This window comes from Hymenobacter segetis (genome assembly GCF_054776495.1).
Genome location: NZ_BAAHBV010000002.1, coordinates 39,342 through 60,943, shown reverse-complemented (window position 1 = coordinate 60,943; position 21,602 = coordinate 39,342). Strand labels below are relative to the sequence as shown.

Annotated in this window: 12 protein-coding genes; 3 read left to right on the top strand and 9 right to left on the bottom strand. The window is 62.0% G+C overall.

Translation table 11 applies throughout. The features are described 5' to 3' along the window. Positions 1-5: 5 nt before the first annotated feature. From ACYU70_RS10960 to ACYU70_RS10945, 4 genes are all read right to left on the bottom strand, one after another. Complete coding sequence (locus ACYU70_RS10960; RefSeq protein ID WP_342300956.1) at positions 6-1,820, bottom strand: DUF885 domain-containing protein; 1,815 nt, start codon at positions 1,818-1,820, stop codon at positions 6-8. 235 nt (positions 1,821-2,055) lie between these two features. Further along, positions 2,056-2,604 carry a hypothetical protein gene (locus ACYU70_RS10955; protein ID WP_342300954.1) on the bottom strand — a complete coding sequence of 183 codons (549 nt, stop codon included), beginning with the start codon at positions 2,602-2,604 and terminating at the stop codon, positions 2,056-2,058. 175 nt (positions 2,605-2,779) lie between these two features. Then, the gene (locus tag ACYU70_RS10950) at positions 2,780-3,253 is read right to left on the bottom strand and encodes a T9SS type A sorting domain-containing protein (RefSeq protein ID WP_342300953.1); all 474 of its coding nucleotides are present in this window, start codon (positions 3,251-3,253) and stop codon (positions 2,780-2,782) included. Positions 3,254-4,216: 963 nt separating this feature from the next. After that, positions 4,217-6,433 (bottom strand): T9SS type A sorting domain-containing protein, encoded by a 2,217-nt coding sequence (locus ACYU70_RS10945; RefSeq protein WP_342300952.1) that lies wholly within the window; start codon positions 6,431-6,433, stop codon positions 4,217-4,219. A 302-nt stretch (positions 6,434-6,735) separates the two neighbouring features. Here ACYU70_RS10945 and ACYU70_RS10940 point away from each other — a divergent pair, with 302 nt between their 5' ends. The 3 genes from ACYU70_RS10940 (at position 6,736) to ACYU70_RS10930 (ending at position 11,995) form a co-directional block, all read left to right on the top strand. Next, positions 6,736-9,813 carry a glycoside hydrolase family 3 N-terminal domain-containing protein gene (locus tag ACYU70_RS10940; RefSeq protein WP_342300950.1) on the top strand — a complete coding sequence of 1,026 codons (3,078 nt, stop codon included), beginning with the start codon at positions 6,736-6,738 and terminating at the stop codon, positions 9,811-9,813. A gap of 75 nt (positions 9,814-9,888) precedes the next feature. Further along, on the top strand, positions 9,889-11,514 hold the full coding sequence (locus ACYU70_RS10935) for a 3-(methylthio)propionyl-CoA ligase (RefSeq protein ID WP_342300949.1): 1,626 nt from the start codon (positions 9,889-9,891) through the stop codon (positions 11,512-11,514). A 79-nt stretch (positions 11,515-11,593) separates the two neighbouring features. Beyond that, the gene (locus ACYU70_RS10930) at positions 11,594-11,995 is read left to right on the top strand and encodes a GxxExxY protein (RefSeq protein WP_342300947.1); all 402 of its coding nucleotides are present in this window, start codon (positions 11,594-11,596) and stop codon (positions 11,993-11,995) included. Between the two features lie 28 nt (positions 11,996-12,023). Here the strand turns inward: ACYU70_RS10930 and proC are convergent, their stop codons facing one another. The 5 genes from proC to ACYU70_RS10905 form a co-directional block, all read right to left on the bottom strand. Next, on the bottom strand, positions 12,024-12,824 hold the full coding sequence (gene proC / locus ACYU70_RS10925) for a pyrroline-5-carboxylate reductase (RefSeq protein ID WP_342300946.1): 801 nt from the start codon (positions 12,822-12,824) through the stop codon (positions 12,024-12,026). A 202-nt stretch (positions 12,825-13,026) separates the two neighbouring features. Continuing rightward, positions 13,027-14,208 carry an acyltransferase family protein gene (locus tag ACYU70_RS10920; RefSeq protein ID WP_342300945.1) on the bottom strand — a complete coding sequence of 394 codons (1,182 nt, stop codon included), beginning with the start codon at positions 14,206-14,208 and terminating at the stop codon, positions 13,027-13,029. Between the two features lie 204 nt (positions 14,209-14,412). Next, complete coding sequence (gene nagB / locus ACYU70_RS10915; RefSeq protein WP_342300944.1) at positions 14,413-16,332, bottom strand: glucosamine-6-phosphate deaminase; 1,920 nt, start codon at positions 16,330-16,332, stop codon at positions 14,413-14,415. Between the two features lie 128 nt (positions 16,333-16,460). Further along, positions 16,461-17,786 carry a RagB/SusD family nutrient uptake outer membrane protein gene (locus ACYU70_RS10910; protein ID WP_342299682.1) on the bottom strand — a complete coding sequence of 442 codons (1,326 nt, stop codon included), beginning with the start codon at positions 17,784-17,786 and terminating at the stop codon, positions 16,461-16,463. 91 nt (positions 17,787-17,877) lie between these two features. After that, positions 17,878-21,123, bottom strand: a complete 3,246-nt coding sequence (locus ACYU70_RS10905) for a SusC/RagA family TonB-linked outer membrane protein (protein ID WP_342299680.1) — start codon at positions 21,121-21,123, stop codon at positions 17,878-17,880. Positions 21,124-21,602 lie beyond the last annotated feature (479 nt).

Sequence of the window (21,602 nt, the reverse complement as noted above, 5' to 3'; positions counted from 1 at the left end):
AGCAACTACTGCTTCGCCGCCCAGGCATCCATCTTGGTTTCGAGCACGGCCAGCGGCATCACGCCATCCTTCAGCAATTCGTCGTGGAAGTTGCTGAGGGAGAACTTGCTGCCCAGCTGCTTTTCGTAGCGGGCGCGCAACTCCTGAATCTTCAGCTGGCCGATTTTGTAGGACAGCGCCTGGCCCGGAATGGCCATGTAGCGCTCAATGGCGGCCGTGTCGTTCTCTTTATTGTCGGGCGTGTTATCCAGCATGTAGTCAATGGCTTGCTCGCGGGTCATCTGGCCGGTGTGCAGGCCGGTGTCCACCACCAGGCGCACGGCGCGCAGCATCTCATCACTCAGTGCGCCGATGTATTGGTAGGGGTCTTTATACAGGCCGAGTTCCTTGCCTAAGCTTTCGCAGTAGAGGGCCCAGCCTTCGGTCATGGCGCCGTAGCCGGCAAACTGGCGGAACTTGGGCAGGCTGGTGTTTTCCTGCTGCAAAGAAATCTGGTAGTGGTGGCCCGGAATGGCCTCGTGCAGAAACAGCGACTCCATGCCCTGCGTCACGTTGTACTCGGCGGGCTTGGACAGCGGCACGTAGAAAATGCCCGGCCGGGAGCCGTCCGGCGAGCCCTGGTTGTATTCGGCCGATGCCGATGCCTCGCGGAACTTCTCCGTTTCCCGGATTTCGAATGGCGACTTGGGCACGCGGCCGAACATCTTTTTCAGGCTGGGGTCGATGGTTGCCTGAATCTTGCGGAAGCCGGCCAGTACTTCCTCGGCCGTTTTGAAGGGCATGGCCTTGGGGTTGGTTTTCAGGCTCTCGAAGAACTGGCGCAGCGTGCCTTTGAAGCCCAATTGGGTTTTCATACGCTCCATCTCGGCGCGCAGGCGGGCCACTTCGCGCAGGCCCAGGGCGTGGATTTCGGCCGGGGTTTTGTCGGTCGTGGTCCAGTAGCTGGCGTAGTAGCGGTACATTTCCGGCCCGCCGGGAATGGCGTTGATGCCGCTGGTGGGGCGCGACTTGGGCAGGTATTCGTTGGCCAGAAAATCGCCGAGCTTCTTGTAAGTAGGAGCAATTTCCGTCAGAATAGCCTTCTTATACTCTTCGGTAATGCGCTTCTTGTCGGCATCCGAAAAGTCCTTCGGGAACGCATTTATCGGCCCGTAAAACAGAGACTTGGTGGGGTCCGTCACCACCATAGTTTTATCGCGCATCTGCGGAATCATCTTCTCCACCAACGACTTGGGCAGCACCACACCGGCCTTCATGCCGCGCCGGAAATTTCCGATGGCCGAATCGGCCCACACCGTGAAGCCCCGCACCCGGCCCAGCCAGTTGTCGTAGTCCTTCACGGTTTTGAACGGCTGGTTGCCCTGCCCCGAGCCAAACTGCCCCATGCTGATGGGTAGCCCCCAGAACTGCTGAAACGGCATCATCCAGGTGTTCAGCTTCAAACCCTCCACCCGCTGCTTCAGGTCGTACTGAAAGATGTCGTAGCTGATGCGGTCGTTATCATCCAGCTTGGCGCGGTCAAACTGCCCCAGCCGCGTCAGGTAATCCTGATAAAACGTGCGCAGCGTGTCCCGAAACGCCTGGGTCTGGTCGTTGGGCAACTGGTCGTTGAAGCGGTTGTCGCCCTGGGCCGTAGCCGAAAGCGGGTCGAGCCGCGACTGCTGCTCCCAGAAGCTGGCGAACAGGCCGTTGATGCCTTTGGTGGTATCAGTTGCGGCCGCGCCGTTGGCGCTGGTGGCGGCGGTTTCGGTGGTTTTGGTCTGGTTACAGGCCGACGTGAGGGCGGCCGCGACGAGGCCGGCCAGGGCAAGTTTCTTCATGGAGCGAATGGGAATGTGCCGCAAGCTACGAAACGGCACATCACTCCTCTCGTCATATGAGGAGGGGATGTTTCAGCGAAGCTGAAACAGGGGTAGTGGCACCGCAGGGGACTCGTTGAACGATGACTGGACGACTTGCGCCGGTATCGTTCGGGTATCGTTCAACGAATGCCACCACCCCAGCCAACGCTTTGCGTCGGCATCCCCTCCTTAAAAAAGGAGGGGAGTTGTCGTTCTACCGCCTGGTCGTGAGCCGGGCCACGGCCAGGCGGCCCAGCTCCGGCGCGATGCGCTCGCGCGAGTAGCTTTTCACGCGGCGCGGCATCCCGATGACGAGGGTACGGTCGGGCAGCCGCACGTAGAGGTCGCCGTGGCTGTCGTCGTAATATGCCTCGCGGCCCAGGCCCGTGACCGGCACCATGTTGCGTCGGCGCAAGTCGCTGCCGGCCTGCGCAATCTGGAACGCGGCGGCCGGCCGAAACGAAACCGTCACCACGGCATCGGGGCTGGCGGGCTGGTCGGCCTCCACAAAGCGGCAGGCTTCGCCCTGGGCCTGCTGCTGCACCGGGCGGCCCGTGAGGCTGGCCACCTCGCCGGGCGTGAGCAGGCCGCAGGCTTCGGTGGGCAGTGTGGCCGTGGTGTCAAGCTGCACGGTGGTGGAGCGGGCGGTGCCGCCGCTGGATTGCTCCAGCGGGGCCTGGCCGCTACAGGCCCCCAGCAGCACGGCACCGGCCAGCGCCAGCAGCCGGGTGCCCGGCCCGATGGAAAGAAGGGAAGTACGCATAAAACGAACGTTGAAAGGCGGTTATCGCAACTATCCTCTACGTTGGCAGGCCAAAAAAGGCAATGCTGGCCTGGTGCTATGTCGTAATCAAAAAAAGCCCCGCCACTACGCAAGGCAGGGGCGGGGCTTGATGGTAAGACTGGCCAGATGCGGTGCATATGGCCCACGCAGAGCGTTACTCGCGCAGCAGGCGCTGGGTGCGGTGGCCGGTGGCTCCGCTCAGCTCCAGAAAGAAGGGGCCTTTGGGCAGGCTGGTGATGTCGAGGCGGTCATTGTCAGTGGCTTTGCCAGCGAGCAAGGTCTGGCCCAAGGCATTGAAAACGCGGTACTCCACTACGCCCAAACCGGCGGGCAGGATGAGCTGGTTCGCGCTGGGGTTGGGGTAGAGCACTACTTTGGCGCTGGCTTCAGTTTGCACAGTCACCACCGGCGAGTAGCTGAAGGTGCCATCGGAATCGACCTGCCGCAGACGGTAGTAAGCCGTGCCGGCCAGCGAGCGGCTATCCACGAAGGAATAGTCGTGCGCTAGGGTGGTGTTGCCCTGGCCCTTCACCAGGCCCAGGGTTTCGTAAGCCTCGCCCGTGGCGCTGCGCTGAATCTCGAACCGGTCGCTGTTCTTTTCGCTGGCCGTAGCCCAGCTCAGGCTCACGCCCGTTGCTTTGGCCGTGGCCTCGAAGCGGGTGAGCTCGACGGGCAGGGGGGAACCTGAAGAAATCGTAACGTTATCAATAAGTACAGTGGACTTTCGAGAAGCTGTAACGACGATGGTTACATCAACTGTTGTTCTGGCCGTAAAATTGGGAAGATTTACGACGAACTTACCGACTACATTAGTATTAGATTCTACAACTTTTCCTAATGCCGGGTAAGTAGTTGTGTACGTGCTGCCACTGCCAATAGCAAAGGATTGAGTGGCGTTATTAACGGTAGTGCCGGTTACTTCTACGACTCTTACAGCGGCTGCCCCATTAAGCGATACATCTGCAGTTACACTATTGTTATTATCAAAACCAAATTGCCCACTTTGACCTAGCTCAAAAGTTATTTTATTGTTGGTGGAATTTGCTTGAAATACCTGCGTGTCAAAAAGTACCGGAATAGAATTAGGAGTGGCGCTGGCATTGTTGTCGGCCGAGCCGAAGGCACCAGCAGGAGTGGTACTATAGACAAAACCTGTCGAATAATAGCCGGCAGAGTTCTGGTTAGTCGCTTTAGCGATGTCAGCTGCGAAATCAGTTCCGTACGTGTTTCGCGTGGCTGCAGCACCTGAAAAATCCTGGGTTCTCGAAAGAATCTGAGCAGAGGCCCCGAAAGAACCAAAGCATAGTGCTGCTGCACAGATTAGAAAAGAATTTGATGATGCAGAAAGGCGACGAGGTATAAAGTGAATCATTTGTTTTCAGTTTGAAAAATGCTGTAAGTCCGCAATTTACACCAGTTTCATCCAAAACTTACCATTTTTTTTGCATATTAAAGATAAAGTAATATCATAAGGTTGTATCATGTTTGTTTTTATTGATTATGTGCAATTTATTGGGCGTAATTCGGCAGTAGAGTGTAAAAGCACGGCACTACTGACCAAAATCAGGTGTCGGCGAATTACTTAAGCCAGTCACTCCCGCATCAGGCGCTGAATGGTGCTGCCGCCTGCCCCGGTTAGCTCCAGAAAGTAGGAGCCTTTGGCGAGCGTGTGCAGGTCGAGCTGGTCGCTGCCAGTGGCCTGGCCGCTCAGCACGGCCTGCCCCAGGGCATTGAGCACACGGTAGCGCACGGCACCCATCGTAGCTGGCAGCGAAACTGTGCCCGTGCTGGGGTTGGGGTACACGGCTACTTCGCCGCGCATTTGCACCGTGGCCACCGGCGAAAACGTGCTGGTGCCATCCGTATCTACCTGGCGCAGGCGGTAGTAGGAGAGGCCCGCCAACGGGTGGCCGTCCAGAAAAGCGTACTCGTGGGCGTTGCTGCTGGTGCCCTGGCCCTTCACGCTGCCCACGCGCTGGAATATTTCGCCATCGGCGCTGCGCTGCACCTCAAAATAGTCGCTGTTTTTTTCCGTGGCCGTGGCCCAGCTCAGGGCAATGCCCTGTGGTTTGGCAGCGGCGTCAAACCGCGTGAGCTCCACGGGCAGTGGGTTCACGGCGGTGGAAAACGGGTTGGCCTGGTTGTTCAGGTTCAGCGCGCCCAGTGCGAAATACGTGGCGGAGCCGGTGGTGAACCCAGTGAAGGAATTCGAGGTGATAGTGCCGCTTACGCCGGGGCCGCCGGCTGCACCGGCCGGGCCGGTATTGGCCGAATGGCCTATGGTGCTCCAGGCCCCGGTGGTGCCCTGCCGCCGGGCTACTACCAGGTCCGAGGTGCCCGGTACGTTCACGTAGTCGTCCGGGGCGAAGGAGATGGTGACGGTGCCGGTGAGGTTGGTGGCCGAAGCGCTGGACGAAATGATGCTGTAGGCACGCTTGAACGACACCCGCTGGAGCAGGCCGGTCACCGTTTGCCCGGGGTTGCCCTCAAACTGCTCCACGGTGTAAGTGGCGGCGTTATTCTGGTCGGAGGACCGGAGCGTCAGGGGGCGGTACGCGGTGCCTTTGCCAATGGGGAAAACCCAGGTGCGGTTGACACTATTATTCGCTGGGGTGATGCGGGCCAGCGGGCCGTTCACAAAGCTGGTGGCGCTGCCGCCACTTATGGTGGCGTTTGGGTCTAAGGTGAGCAGGGCCGTGGCGCTGGTCGTCAGCAAGCCGTTGGTCAGAATCAGGCCGCTCTCTACGGTGATGGGTCGCATGAGCGTCACCCCGGCCGGGTTATCAATTTCAAGCTGCGCGTTGTCCCCGAGAACCAGCGCTCCGACGCCGCTGACGGTTTTGGCCGTGGTACCATTAAGCGTTACCGGCCGCGTCGAGCTGGGGTCGAAATTGAGCAGCGCGCTGTTGTTGGTGATACTGATATTGCCGCCAATGCTGGTGCCGTCCGTATTGCGGGCATTGAGCGAGAGGTTGCCGGTGCCGCTAAGGGTTAGGTTGTTGCGAATGAGCAGGTTCATGAGGCCGCCAATGGTTCGGTCGCTGGAACTCTCGTACGACAGATTGCCGTAGGCCCGGTTAACCGTTAGGGTCGTGCCGCCAAAGCTGCCCGTGAGGTAGCGGTAGGTACTGCCATCCAGAAAGGTGGCGGGGCCGTAGGGGTCATCGGCATTGGAGCCATTCTGCTGGTAGGTGGCGCCCGCCTCAAAAACGGCCATGCCGGCCGTCGTACCAAAGGAATCCCCGTTCATCCGGCCGGTGGCAATCAGGCTGCCGCCATTCGTGAAGTGCACCGAACCTTCCCCGCCCCGAAACTCGTGGAGTGCATTGGAGCCGCCGTTGCCGCCCGAGCTGGTGAAGGTGACGGCCCCGGCAATGCTGGCCGTGACACTGTTATTGAGCTGAAAAATCACGGCCGCGTCATCGTTGTCGCTTACCACGCCCACCACCGCCAGCGACGACCCGGCGGCTACCACAAAGTCCTCGCCCGTGCCCCCGCCAAGGGTGATGGTGCGGGTCGCATCCGTGGTAGTATTGAGCGTAGCCGCAGTGTTATTCGTGAAGGACAACTGCTTGATGGTCTCGCTTAAGTCCATGGTGACGACGGGGCTGCCGCCGTTGAATATCAGTACGTCGCCACTGTTGCGAGTGGTCCGGGCCGTGCCCGTGCCATTGGCCGCAGTGTTCCAACTGGTTGATGTACTCCAGTTGGCGCCCACCGCGCCGCGCCAATAGTAGGTGTTCTGGGCCTGCGCCGTGGCCGACAGCAGGAGCAAAAAGCTGATGAGTAACAAAGCTGCTTTGGGCATCAGCGAATGGAAATGGCTAAGCATCAGCCGAGCTGGTGTTTTTGTAGTTGTGCTCATAGACGTATTGTTTTTATTAGATATTGCAAATAAGTAATATTTGTTCTTATTATAAAATATTTTTAATATTTAATTGTATTTGCTGTTCTGCTAGTGGCTTGAGCCTCTCCGCTGCCTGCCGAGATGAACAGGGGCCTCCGAGGCGGGGTGTAGCGGGCGGTTGCGGATTCATACCGTTCAGCTGCCGACTTTTGCAGCGCCGCGTATGCGTGGTCGTCTCCTTTGTCGCTCAGCTCTTGTCGTTAATGAAGTACCTGTTCTTGTTTTGGCTGCTTACCTTCCCACTGCTGGCCGACGCGCAGCAGCATACCGCTCCCCGCCCCAAAAAGCAGCCGTCGGGGGTGCGCAAGGCTTTGAAAAAAAAGAAGTTAGTGCCGATTCCGGCCAATGCGCCCGCCTTCACGCGGTACCTGCACTCGCCCTGGGTCGACAGCCTGATGCGGGTGCTTACGCCCGACCAGCGCGCCGCGCAGCTGTTCATGGTGGCCGCGTATTCCAACCGCACCCGCGTGTTTGAGGACTCGGTTTCGACGCTCATCAAGCAGTACGGCATTGGCGGGCTGATATTTTTTCAGGGCGGCCCGGCCCGGCAGGCCCGCCTGCTGAACCGCTACCAGAGCCAATCGAAAGTGCCACTGCTGGTGGCCCTGGACGGCGAATGGGGCGTGGGCATGCGCCTAGACAGCGTGGTGAAATTCCCCTACCAGATGAGCCTGGGCGGCGAAACCGACACCACGCTGCTCTACGATATGGGCCGCGAGGTGGCCCGTCAGTTCAAGCGGCTGGGCATGCACGTCAACTTCGCGCCGGTGGTCGATGTGAATAACAACCCCGCCAACCCGGTTATCGGCTTTCGTAGCTGGGGCGAAAACCCGGCGGCTGTGGCGCGCGACGGCCGCCAGTACATGCGCGGCATGCAGGATGCCGGCATTCTGGCCGTAGCCAAGCACTTCCCCGGCCACGGCGACGTGGACGCCGACTCACACCTCGCCTTGCCCACCGTGCGCGTCGACCGCCGCCGGCTCGATACGCTGGAGCTGCCGCCCTTCCGTAGCCTCATCGCGGGCGGCCTGGGCGGTATGATGGTGGCCCACCTCAACGTGCCGGCTCTGGACACGGTACTGGGGCCAAGTACCCTTTCGCGGCCCATCATCACGGGGATGCTGCGGGACGAAATGGGTTTCAAGGGACTGATTTTCACCGATGCCATGAACATGCGCGGCGTTATCAGCAAGTTCCCGCCCGGTGAGGCCGACGTGCGCGCCATCATGGCCGGCAACGATATTCTGGAGTTCAGCAAAAACATTCCGCTGGCGCTGAAGATGGTAAGAATTGCCGTGGACAGCGGCCGGATTTCGCAAAAGGAAATTGACGAGCACTGCCGCCGCGTGCTGGCCCTCAAGCAGTGGTCCGGGCTGAACCACTATCGGCCCATCAATACCAAAAACATCTACGAAGACCTCAACGGCCCGCACGCGCAGTACCTCAGCCACCGCCTCACCGAGCTGAGCATCACGCTGCTGCGCAACCAGAAAACCCTGCTGCCGCTCCAGCGCCTCGACACGCTGCGCATTGCCACGCTGGTGCTGGGCGGCTCCCCGCGCGATACCACCGACTTCCAGAAAGCGGTTGCCGACTACGCGCCGGCCGCGCATTTCCACATCGGCGCCACAGCTACGCTCGATGAGTTGATGCAGCTGCGCACCGCCCTCAAGCCCTACAACCTCATTCTGGTGAGCCTGCAAAGCCTGGGCCGCCTGCCGGCCACCAGCTTCGGCATCACACCCGAGGATAACATGCTGCTGCGCGAGCTGGCCGACCAGAAGCAAACGCTGGTGCTAAGTGTATTTGGCTCGGCCTACGCCGTGGCCAAAGTGCGGGATTTGGACCGCGCCGCCGCCGTCATCATGGCCTACCAGGAAAGCCCGAATGCCCAGAAACTGGCCGCACAGGCCATTTTCGGGGGTATCGCGGCCACCGGCAAGCTGCCCGTGACGGTGAGCGACCGGTACCCGCGTGGCTTTGGCCTGCGCACGGCTGGCAACTACCGCCTGCGCTACGCCAACCCTGAAGACGTGAACATGGACGGCCGCCTTGAAGCCCGCGTGGATAGCCTCTTGGGCCGGGCGCTGGCGGCGCAGGCATTCCCGGGGGCGCAGGTGCTCATTGCCCGGCGCGGCACGGTGGTGCTCCGCAAAAGCTACGGCAACCAGACGTATGCGGGCTTCAGCGAAGCGGTAGTCGATAAGAAAAAGAAGAAAAAGGACGCCGTAGTGACCGATACCAAACCCGTATCAGTGCCGCGCCCGGTGAAGGATGACGACCTGTACGACCTGGCCTCGATGACCAAGCTGATGGCCGCCACGCCCGCGCTGATGCGCCTGGAAGCCGACCATAAATTCAGCCCTGACAGCGCGATGGGTAACTATTTTCCCTTTCTGCGCGGCACCAACAAGGCCGACCTGAAAATGCGCGACGTGCTGGCTCACCAGGCCCGCCTCAAGGCTTTTATTCCGTTCTGGAAGGAATTGGTGAAGAAAAATGGCAACCTGCGCCGCCGCTATTTCCGGGCCGATTCGTCGGGCCGGTTCCCGCTGCCGGTGGCCCAGGGCATCTGGGCGCGGAAGAAACTGCCGGCTCGTATTTATAAAGAGATAGGGGAGTCGCCGCTGAATGAAAAGCCGGGGTACGTGTATTCGGACTTGTCGTTTGTGCTGTATCCGGCGTTGGTGCAGGCCCGCACCGGGCTGCCACTCGATGCATTTTTGCAGAAGGAAGTGTACGGGCCGCTGGGCGCTACCACGCTGGGCTTCCGACCCCGCAACCGCTTTCCGGTGGCACGCATCGTGCCCACGGAAGTGGATTCGGCGTTTCGTAAGCAGCTGGTGCACGGCACGGTGCACGACGAAGGCGCGGCCCTGCTGGGTGGCCTCTCGGGCCACGCCGGCCTCTTCGGCGATGCCAATGACGTGGCCAAGCTGGCCCAGACCTACGCCTGGGGCGGGCGCTACGGCGGCCAGCAGCTCTTCGACAAAACCGTGCTGACGGAGTGGACCAGCTGCCAGTTCTGCCCCGACAACCGCCGCGCCCTGGCCTTCGACCGCCCCGCCGCCAACCCCACGGTGAACTCGGCCAAAAGTGCCTCCCAGCGCAGCTACGGCCACACCGGCTTCACGGGCACGTACTTCTGGGTGGAGCCCGAGAAGGATTTGGTGGTGGTCCTGCTGACCAACCGGGTGCACCCCACGCGGCGGAATAATAAGCTGGGGGATTTGAGTGTGCGCTCGAGCCTGTTGCAACTGGCGATTGAGGCGGCGCGGTAGTTTGTAGGGCTGCGGCAGCGGTGGAAATGCGCCGCCTTTTGCTACCTTACGGCCCTACATTCCCACCCCGCACTTATGTTAGGACTGATGATGGCCGAGCCGCTGCGCGTGGCTACGATTATCGAGCACGCCGCCAAGTGGCATTCCGATACCGAAATAGTCTCGCGCCGGCCCGAGGGCGGCATGCACCGCTACACCTACGCCGAGGCCAACCACCGCAGCAAGCAGCTGGCCCAGGCCCTGCTGAAGCTCGGCATCGAAAACGGCGACCGGGTGGGCACCCTGGCCTGGAATACGCACCGCCATTTCGAGCTGTATTATGGCGTGGCCGGCATCGGGGCGGTGTGCCACACCATCAACCCGCGCCTGTTTCCCGAGCAGCTGGTGTTCATCATCAACCACGCCGAAGACCGGCTGATGTTCTTCGACCTCACCTTTCTGCCCCTCGTGGAGCGCTTGGCCCCGGTGTGCCCCACCGTGGAAAAATGGGTGCTCATGGCCGGCCCCGAACACCTGCCCGCCGCCTCCGAGCTGCCTGGCCTGTGCAGCTACGAAGATTTACTAGCGGCCGAAACCGGCGACTATGACTGGCCCAGCTTCGATGAAAACACGGCCTGTTCCCTTTGCTACACTTCCGGCACCACCGACCAGCCCAAGGGCGTGCTTTACTCGCACCGCTCCACGGTGCTGCACGCCCTGGGCATCTCGCTGCCCGATGCGCTGAGCTGCTCGGCCTCGGACGTGATAATGCCGGTGGTGCCCATGTTCCACGTCAATGCCTGGGGCCTGCCCTACGCGGCCCCGCTCAATGGCGCGAAGCTGGTGCTGCCCGGCGCGGGCATGGATAGCGCCAGTCTGTTTGAATTGTTTGAAACCGAAGGCGTGACGTTTTCGGCCGGGGTACCCACCATCTGGTTGGCGCTGCTGCAATTTATGCGCGAGGGGCAGCGCCATTTCAGCACCCTCAACCGCACGGTGGTGGGCGGGGCCGCCTGCCCACCGGCCCTCATGAAAGCCTTCGAGGAAGAGCTAAACGTGACCATCATGCACGCCTGGGGCATGACCGAAACCAGCCCGCTGGGCACCACCGCCCGCCTCAAGGGCAAGCACGCCGGCCTCAGTCCGGCCGACAGCATGGCCATCCGGGCTAAGCAGGGCCGGGCGGTGTTTGGGGTCGATATGAAGATTGTGGGCGACGACGGCCACGCGCTGCCCCACGACGGCGTGGCCTTCGGCGACCTGCTGGTGCGCGGGCCGTGGGTGGTGCGCGACTACTTCCGCACCGCCACGCCCGGCGAGCTCACCGCCGACGGCTGGTTCCGCACCGGTGACGTGGCCACCATCGACCCCGACGGCTACATGCACATCACCGACCGCTCCAAAGACGTCATCAAATCGGGCGGCGAGTGGATTTCCAGCATCGACCTCGAAAACCTGGCCGTGGCCCACCCCGCCGTGGCCGAAGCCGCCGTCATCGGCGTGCCCAGCGCCAAGTGGAGCGAGCGGCCGCTGCTGATAGTGGTGCGCCGCCCCGGCATGGAGGTTTCGGCCGATGAGCTGCTGAACTTCTTCCGGGGCCGGGTGGCCAAGTTCTGGGAGCCCGATGCCGTGGAGTTCGTGAGCCAGCTGCCTCACACGGCTACGGGGAAAATTTTGAAAACCCAGCTCCGAAAGGATTTCGCGGGGTATTCAGTGGCATAGCGTTAGCGGTTTTTCCCGCAGTGGGCGCAGGGGTTTACGCAGTGGGCGCAGTGTCGTTCAGCCGGGTTTACTTTGCGCGATGCATGAAAACCAGATTTCTTTTCAGGTTCGTAAAGCGGCCTATGAAATTCATACAGATTTAGGGCCGGGCCTTTTGGAGTCGGTTTACGAAACTGCTCTGGAGCATGAGTTGCGGCAGCAAGGTCTGCGGGTAGCCCGGCAGGTACCAATGCCAATGGTTTATAAAGGCATTCACATGGAAACGGGCTATCGGCTCGATTTGGTAGTGGAAGGCAAAGTCATTATTGAGCTTAAATCCGTCGATGCGCTGCAGGAAGTTCATTTCAAGCAACTGACGACTTACCTGAAACTGTCCGGCCTCAAACTCGGGCTGCTCATCAATTTCAACGTTGACCGCCTCAAAGACCATATGCACCGTCGCGTAAACGGCCTCGAGAACGACACTGCGGCCACTGCGTAAACCCCTGCGCCCACTGCGGGAAAAACCGCTAACGCCCCAACTCCTCGGCCCGGTCGCGCGCCGCGCCGGCCCCGGCCATGAGGCCCTCGCGCACCGCGCCCGCGCCGAACGCACCCAGCGCGGCCTCGGTGGTGCCGCCTTTGGAGGCCACTTTGGCAATCCAGTCCTGGCAGCTTAGGCCCGATTGCGAGTAGAGCTCCACCGCGCCGCGAAAGGTCTGGCTCACCAGCAGCTCGGCTTCGGCCCCGCTGAAACCCATTTGGGCGGCGGCGGCCATCAGGGCTTCCATGCAGTAGTAGACGTAGGCCGGGCCGCTGCCCGAGATGGCCGTGCTGGCGTCGATGGCGCTTTCGTTTTCGACGTAAACCGTCTTGCCGGTGGTGGAGAGCAGGTTTTGCACCTGCACCAGCTCGGCGCGAGTCACCTCGTCGGTGCTGGTGAAGGCCGTCATTCCCATGCCTATTTGGGCGGGCAGGTTGGGCATGGCCCGGATGATTTTGGGCGTACCCAGGGCCTCGCGCAAGGTATCAATCCGCACCCCCGCCATGATGCTGAGCACGAGCTGCTGCGGCTGCACCAGCCCCTTCAGCGATGCGAATAGGGCGGGGGAGTCCTGCGGCTTCACGGCCAGGATAAGGATGTCGGCCCCCGGCACGCACTCGGCCGGCGAGCCCCAGACGGTGCCAATTTCGTGGGCCGCCAGGGCCGGCACCCGCTCGGGCGAGCGGGCCAGCAGGCGCAAATCGAGCCGCGAGGTGATGTGGGCACGCACGAAGCTACGGGCGTATGTGAGGCCCATGTTGCCGCCGCCGATGATGAGGATTTTCATTGTGATAGGATGCCGTCTGAGCTGGCAAAGAACGGCACGGTGGAAAGAACGTCAGGAATAGAACGTCGAAAAGCAGAACGTCATGCAGAGCGCAGCGAAGCATCTTTACCGCAGTCACTAATCCTTTCAATTGGAGTTACTACTGCGGTAAAGATGCTTCGCTGCGCTCTGCATGACGTTCTGTGTTATTCCTAACGTCCCCTCACACCTTCAGCACCACACCTTTTTTATACATCCAGCTCAGAATGAAATACCAGATGATGATAAGCGTGACCGCGCCCACCAGCGAGGCCGTGCGCGGGTCGGAGAAATGCAGGGCGATGCCCCATTCGTAAAGCCATTCCTTCAATCCGCCCGTTTTGCCACCCGGCAAAGCCAGCTTGAACAGCCCGAACGTGCGCGAGAGCAGCGCCGAGAGGCAGAATACGAGGATGGCATTGACGCCGTAGACCAGTGCCGGGCGCGTCCAGGCGCGGTAGCCCTGCACGTCGCAAATCCAGTAGAGCGCGGCCAGGCCGGCCATGGCCAGCCCGCCGGTGTAGAGCACGTATGGGCTGCTCCACAGGGCTTTGTTGATGGGAAACCACGGGGCCCAGCACAGCCCGAGCAGAATAATGCCGCCGCCGGCCACGAACAGCCAGGCCACTTTGGCGGCCGGCTCTGGGCCACGGTGGCGCAGCCACTGGGCGGTGAGGCCGCCCAGCAGGCCGGTGGCCAGGGCCGGCAGGGTGCCGAGGAGGCCTTCGGGGTCCCAGGTTTTGCTGGTTTTCCAGAGGTGGGCTTCGGTGAAGATGGTGCGGTCGAGCCAAGCCCCGAGGTTGGTGGCGGGCTCCAGGTTGGCCGGCCCGAAGCCGGGCACGGGCACCAGCTGCATCAGCACCGCGTAGCCGATGAGAAAGCTGACAATCAGCCAAACCTGCGTGCGCCAGCTGGTTTTCAGAAAGATGACGCTGCACCCCAGAAACACCAGCGCGATGCGCTGCAACACGCCCATAATGCGTACCACCGAGAAGTCGAACTTCGGATACAACGACAGCAGCAGGCCCAGGCCAAACAGCACGCCGGCCCGGCGTAGCACCCGCAGCAGCACCGCGCCCTGCGGCCCGCCTTGGCGCTTCACCCCATCGAGCGCATACACCAGACTCACGCCCACGATGAACAGGAAAAACGGAAATATGAGGTCGGTGGGTGTGCAGCCGTTCCATTCGGCGTGCTCCAGCGGCGGGTAGATGTGGCCCCAGTCGCCGGGGTTGTTCACCAGAATCATGGCCATGACGGTGATACCCCGAAACACGTCGAGGCTGATTAGGCGGCCGGGCTGGGAAGCCTCCGCGAGGGGCAGTGCGCCGGTGGTTTCGAGGGCGGCCTGGGTGGTGCGTTGCATGGCGGGTGGGAATAGGGATGGAAAAAACTTCCCTCCTTACCAAGGAGGGGATGTTGCCGCGCTAGCGGCAACTGGGGTGGTTGTGGCGTCCGAATCATTGAAGTAAATCGTTTGGTCGTCATTCAACGCCCACAACCACCCCCGTTCGCGCTGAAGCGCGAACATCCCCTCCTTGGTAAGGAGGGGAGTTGCCGTTCAATTACCTCAAAACTCCCACCGCACAAAGGCCTCAATACCCTCGTATTCCGGCAACCCCAGCTGGTCGTACAGCTTGGCCGTGGTGCGGTTCCGCGCCTCGGCGCGCTGCCAGAACTCGCGCTGGTCTGCCCCGGGGAATAGTGGCCGGTCCTTCTGGCTCTGGTGCTTGAAGATGGCGCGGCGCTTGCGCGTGAGCTCCTGCGGCGAGAGGGGCACGGCCATCTCAATCTGGTCGATGTCCCATTCCTGCCAGGCCCCGCGATAAAGCCACACCCAGCAGTCGTCGAGCCAGGCGGTGCCGGAGGCTTTGAGGCGGTGGATGGACTCAAAAATGGCCGCCAGGCACACGCGGTGGGTGCCGTGCGGGTCCGAGAGGTCGCCGGCGGCGTAAATCTGCTGGGGCTGGATGCGGTTCAGCAGCTCCATGGTGAGGCGGATGTCCTCGTCGCCGAGGGGCTTTTTGCGCACCCGGCCGGTTTCGTAGAACGGCAAATCCAGGAAGTGCACGTTGGCATCGGGGATGCCGGCCAGGCGGCAGGCGCTCTTGGCCTCGCCCCGCCGGATGAGGCCCTTTATCTGCTGCACCTCGTCGGAGTCGACCTGGCCGGGCTGCTTGTTTTTGAGGAAATCGGCCACCCGGTGGTAGAGGTTGTCGGCCGGCTCGTTGGAAGAAAGATGAAACGCCTCATCATAATCAGCCACGAAATCGGCGAAGCGAATGGCCTCGTCATCGAACACGGCAATGTTGCCGGAGGTCTGGTAGGCGACGTGCACCTCGTGGCCCTGGTCGACCAGCCGGAGCAGGGTGCCGCCCATCGAAATCACGTCATCATCGGGGTGGGGGCTGAAGATGAGGACGCGCTTGGGGAAGGGCGCGGCGCGCTCGGGGCGGTAGGTGTCGTCGGCGTTGGGCTTGCCGCCGGGCCAGCCGGTGATGGTATGTTGCAGCTCGTTGAAGACGCGAATGTTGATGTCGTAGGCCGGGCCGGACTGCGCCAGCAGCTCCGAAAGGCCGTTTTCGTTGTAGTCTTCCTCAGTTAGTTTGAGAATTGGTTTCGTGACCGTGCGGGCCAGCCAAGTAACGGCCTTGCGGACCAGGCCGGCATCGTGCCAGTTGCAGGGCAGGCCCAGCAGCCAGGGCGTTTTGCGGGGCGTTAGCTCGGCCCCGGCGGCCTCGTCCAGCACCACCTGCACGTTGGGGTGGCGCTGGAGGTAAGTGGCGGGCACGGTGTCGGTGATTTCGCCTTCCACCATGCGCTTCACCACGGCGGCCTTGCCCTCGCCCCAGGCCAGCAGCACAATCTGGCGGGCTTCGAGAATGGTGCCCACGCCCATGGTGAGGGCCCGGCGCGGCACGTTTTCCTCGCCGTAGAAATCCGATGCCGCGTCGGTGCGCGTCACATGGTCCAAGGTAATCAACCGGGTGCGCGAGGCCGGGCCGGAGCCGGGCTCATTGAAGCCAATGTGCCCCGTGCGCCCGATGCCCAGCAGCTGCAAATCAATCCCGCCCGCCGCGTGAATCTGCTCCTCGTAGCGCCGGCAGAATTCCGCAATCTGTTCGGGCGGCACGGTGCCATCGGGAATGTGCACGTTCTCCGGTTTTATATCAACATGGTCAAATAAATACTCCCGCATGAAGCGCACGTAGCTCTGCAGCGAGTCGGGCTGCATGGGGTAATATTCATCGAGATTGAAGCTGATGACGTTCTGAAAGCTCAGGCCGTCTTCGCGGTGCAGGCGCACCAGCTCCTCATAAACCCGCGTGGGAGAGGAGCCGGTGGCAAGGCCCAGCACGCAGGTTTTCCCCTCGGCGGCGCGGGTGCGGATGAGGTCAGCAATCTGGCCGGCCACGGCGGCCGAGGCTAATTCGGAATCAGCATAAACCGTGGTGGCGATGGGGGTAGGGTGGGAATTGGGTGGGTTCATGGGGTGGAAGGTAAAGGAAGAAGGATGGACTTCCACGTCTGTCATCCTCCGAATGACAGACGTGGAAGTCGGTACTGCAAGCGCACTGCCCAGCGGGCACAACGCCCCGTTTCACCCCCTCCACTGCCTTACTGTGGGTCGGGCAGGGGAGGCGTTTGCGAATTATTTTCGCGCTCTATGCGGGGGTAGGGGAAGAAATTGCGGTTGCGCTCGGCCCCGGTGGTGCCCGGCGCGGGGCGGCCGAAGCGGCGGCTATCGGCCAGCCGGAAGCCCTGGAAGGCCAGCTCAATATCGCGGTTGCGCAGGATGTCGGTGAGCACGTCGGCCGTGGTGAGGGGGCCGGCGTAGGGGGGCAGGGCCGCGCCGGGCAGCGCCAGCAGCAGGCCGGTGCTGGTGGTGGCAGCGGCGGCCGTGCTGGTGCGCACCTTGTTCAGCTCCGTCACGGCATTGGGTACGTCGTTTTTGCGGGCGTAGGCCTCGGCCCGAATCAGGAGCATTTCGTTGGGCACGTACACCGGAATGGGGGCGCTGTTGGCGGTGTAGAAGCCAGTGCCCAGGTTCTGGGTGGTGGTGGGCGGCGGGGTGATGCGCAGCAGGAAGGGCAGGCGGCGGTCGCCGGTTTCGGGAGCCAGCGCGCCGGTGAGGCCCAGGTTGGTGTTGGTGGGCTCAAACACGTTCTTATTGCCAAAAGACGTTTCGAACAGCGGGTTGCGGGTGTTGTCGTCGAAGTTGAGGACGGAGCGTTTGGTGAGGTCCACGCGGCCGGCGGCGGCCAGGGCCTTGTCGTAGTCGCCGGCCTCCAGGCTGTAGCGGGCGATGAGGGCCTGAATGGTGTTCGGTAAGTCAATGCCGGGCACAATCTTGGCGTTGAAATCGGCCGAAACCGGCGTGGCGGCCAGTTGCGTGGCGGCGGCTTCGAGCTGGGCTACGGCGTTGCGCAGGGCATCTACGCGGGGCACAAAAGGCGCGTTCTCCTGCGTGACCAGCGGCAGCTGTTCGAAATATTGCGTCAGCGTGCCAATGCTCAGCGCCCGGAAAATGCTGGCGTAGGCCACGATGCCGCTGCGGGTGCCCGCATCCGGCGCGTTGCCCACGTTGGCCAGCACCAGGTCGGCGTTGGATTTCACCAAGTTGGCCTGGGTCCAGAGGTTGCGCACCACGCCGTTGCTGTTGGTGATGCTGCCGCCTCCGAGGCCCACGTTGAATTCCTCAATATTGCCCTGGTTGAGGACGGTGAGCTCGCGGGTGGTGAGGCCGCCGGCCGCCACCGTATTATACAGCACACTGAGCAGGCCGCCCGTGCTGTAGCGCGCCTGCAAGCCGTTGCAAAGCGTGATGAGGCCATCGGAGGAAGTGACCACCTGCTGCTGGCTGGCGGTGCTTGGGTTCAGGTATTCCTTGTTGCAGCTGCCCAGCGCGAGGGCCAGGGCTGCGAGGGTTATTATTTTCTTCATGATGATGAATTGCGGGAAGGTGGGAGAGTAGCGCGGACTTTTAGTCCGCGCCGGAAACGGCTCAGGCGCGGACTAAAAGTCCGCGCTACACCTAAAAAGTAGCCGCCAGCTTAACCTGGTAAGTGCGCGGAATCGGCACGTTGCCGAAGTCAATGGCCCGCAGCAAATCCGAGGCACCGCCGGCGCTGGTTTCGGGGTCGAAGCCGTTGTATTTGTCCCACGAATACAGGTTGCGGCCTACCAGCGACAGGTTCAGGGAGGTAATGAACTTCGTGAACGTGGGCAGGCCGTAGCTCAGCGCTACCTCGCGCAGCTTCACGTAGGAGCCGTCGTCCACCCGGAATTCCTGGGTGTTGTAGATGGCGAAAATGTAGCCGCGCGGCAGTGTGCCGCGCAATTCCTGCTCGGCCAAATCGCCGAGGCCCACGCCCTGGCGGGTGCGCTTGTCGGCGTTGAATACGCTCACGCCCTGCACCGCATCAAGCAGCACGTGCAGGCCCAGCTTTTTGTAGGTGAAGTTGGTGTTGAAGGAGCCCGTCCATTTCGGATTGGGGTTGCCGATGAGCACGTTGGCAGTGGGGGAGCTGGCGGGCGGCTGGCCGTCGCTGCCGCGGGCCGGCGTGAAGCTCACCGCGCCTACGCCCTGGCCCACGGCGTGCTCGTCCTGCGCGAAGCCCTGGGGCGTGAGCAGCAGCGAGCCGTCGGGGTTGCGGGCGTAGCCCGAGCCGTAGAAAACGCCCGCCGGCTGGCCCTCCAGCAGATACACCGGCGCACCGGCCGCGTTATCAATGGAAATGGCCTGCACGCTGCCGTTCGAGCCGGGCAGGCTTAGCACCTTATTGCGGTTGCGGCTGAAAATGAAGGCCACGTCCCAAGTGAAATCAGTCGTTTTCACGGGGGTGCCGCCCAGCGACACCTCCAGGCCCCGGTTTTCCATCGTGCCCACGTTGTTCACAATGCTGGAGCCGCCCGAGCTCGGGGCCAGGTTGCGCTTCACCACCAGGTCGGTGATTTTCTGGTAGTAGGCCGTCACGCCCAGCGTGATGCGGTCGTGCAGGAAAGCCAGGTCGGCGCCTCCTTCCAGCTCGGCCATGCGCTCGGGCTTCACGGCGGGGTTGGCCAGCTGCGTGCCCGGCGTGATGGTGTTCTTGCCCAAAAAGCCCACCGGGCTGAACTGGTAGAACCGGTCGTAGGAGCCGATGCCCGTCAGGTTGCCGGCCTCGCCGTAACTGGCGCGCAGCTTCAGGCTGTTGAAGGAGTTGGCGTAGGCGCTGTTTTGCCAGAAGCTGAAATCCGACACCACCAGCGAGCCGCTCACCTTGGGGTACACCTGGTTGGTTTCCGACGACGAGAACTTCGACGACCGGTCGCGCCGCACCGCACCCGTCAGAAATGCCAGGTTGCGGAAGCCGATGGTGGCCTGCCCGTAGTAGCCGCTCAGGTCGTAGCGGTCGAGGTTGTAGGCCGATACCACCGTGGTGCTGCCCGCCCCCGAAACCGTGGTGATGAACGGGGCCAGGTTCTGGCCCTGCGTGGTGGTGTAGTCCTGCTGCGCGTACTGGTAGCTGTAGCCGGCGCGCAGGTTCAGCTTCAGGTTTTCACTGAGCTGGTACTCGTACCCGAGGTTGATATCGGAGTTCAATTGGATAACGGCGTTGTTGCCATTGGCCGCGAAGCCCAGCGGGTAGCGGGCGGCGGGCAGGCCGGCCGTGGCCTGGTAAGGGTAGGGCCGGATGTAGCTCTGGCCCACCTGCGAGTAGGCATCCACGCCCAGCACGTAGTCGGCCGAAAAGCCTTTGAAAGGCGTGAGGTTCACCTGCACGTCGCTCACGGTGCGGTTCACGCTCTGCGTAAATTTCATGTCCTCGATGGTCGAGAGCGGATTGACGCGGGTAGGCTCCACGGCCATCAGGTCGCCTTTGATGTCGCGCTTCGTGATGTCGTAGATGTTGTTGGTGATGTTGATGGAGTTAATCGGGCTGTAGAACACGTTGCCGTTGGCTTTCTCGTTCGAAAAGCTGTTCACGTAGCTCAGGCCGGCCGACACTTTGGCCCAGTCCGTGAGCCGCTGGTCGACCCGCGCCCGCAGGTTGTAGCGCGTGAAATCGGTGCCCTTGATAATGCCCTCATTTTTCAAATAGTTGGCCGACACGTAGTACTGCGTGCGCTCCGAGCCACCCGATACCGACACCGCGTTATCGGTGCCGTAGCCAGTCCGGAAAATCTGGTCGAAGTAGTTGTAGCGGGTCACGTCAATCAGGTTCGAAGCCAGCGGGGTGGTCGTGCCGGCCCGGGTAATCGGCACCGTGGTCAGGAAAGTGTTGGCCGGATTGGAGGCAATGGGGGCCGCCGAACCAATCGTATACAGCCGGAAAACGCTGGGTACGGGCCGGCCCAGGTTATCGAGCGCCGTGAAATTGTCGGCCCCAAACTGCTTGCCGTAGGTATTCACCGGCACCGATTTCCGCAGCTCATTCATGTTAAAGCTGGTGGACACCGCCACCCGCGCCGCGCCGCTCTGCCCGCGCTTGGTGGTGATGAGCACCACGCCGTTGGCCGCGCGCGAGCCGTACTGGGCCGCCGCCGCCGCGCCGTTGATGATGTTGAGGCTGGCAATATCGTTGGGGTTGAGGTCGGCCAAACGGTTCTGGCCGGGGTTGGCCGCGCCGATGTCGTTGCTCAGCGCCAGCTGCGACACGTTGGTGCTGGCGTTGCTCACAATCACGCCGTCAATCACATACAGTGGGTCCGACGAGCCTTGCAGCGAGTGCACCCCGCGCAGCCGCACCGAGAGCGAGCCGGCCGGGTCGCCCGAGTTCTGGGTAATCTGCGCGCCGGCCACCTTGCCCTGCAAGGAGTTCAGCAGCCCGCCCGAGCCGCTCTGGGCTAAGTCCTCGGCCCGAATGGTGCTGATGGCGTTGCCCAGCTCCCGCTTCGGCGCGCTGATGGTGGAGCCCACCACCACCACTTCGTCCAGCTTTTGGCGGGCTTCCGTCAGCGCCACGTCCGTGGTCACCGTCGGGCTCGCGCCCAGCGTGAGGGGCCGCGACACGGCCGCGTAGCCAATCAGCGACACGGTGAGCGTGTAGCTGCCCGGCGCAATGCTGGCCTCCAGCGAGTAGCCGCCATCGGCTCCGGTCGAGGCCCCGAGCGTGGTGCCGTTCAGCAGCACGGTGGCCCCGGGCAGGCCCTGGCCGCCGGCATCGGTCACGCGGCCTTGCAGGGTGTAGCGCTGCGCCGCCGTTTGCGCGCCGGCCGAGAGGGCCGCCAGCAGCAGGAGAAATAGCAACCCGGTCCAACGGAGGCTCGAGCTACCAGATGAGTAGGGGTTTCGCATGGGAAAGAGGGGTTAGGTGAGAGTGAAGGATGAGGTGGCTAATATCGCAAAAAGTTGATGCTTGCCTAATGCCGAATGGTTTGCTGATGAATGGCTTGGCGAGAGCCCTGCAAGCCCCGATAGAGCAACTATGCCCAGACTGGCCCGCCTGGGGCATTGGCTTTGGTCATTTGGGCTTGATTGTCAGGTGAAAATCAGGGGTGATATTGTGCTGATAAATATTGAAAAATAAATAATTATAAAATAGAATGTGCTAATTTGTTGGTGATGAGGCGGCGTGGTTTCCGCTGAATGTTTCCTGAATATTTCGCACATTTGACCCCTCATTTCCATTTCCCACCCTTCTTGTCCTGAATACGATGTCCTGCGCGGCTTCCTGCTGTTGCCACCTGCCGCCTTTACCCAGGGCCGGAACCTGAGCGCGTACCGCGCCGGGTCCCGGCCTTTTTTATTGACTCTCACCCCCAATTTCTCACCCT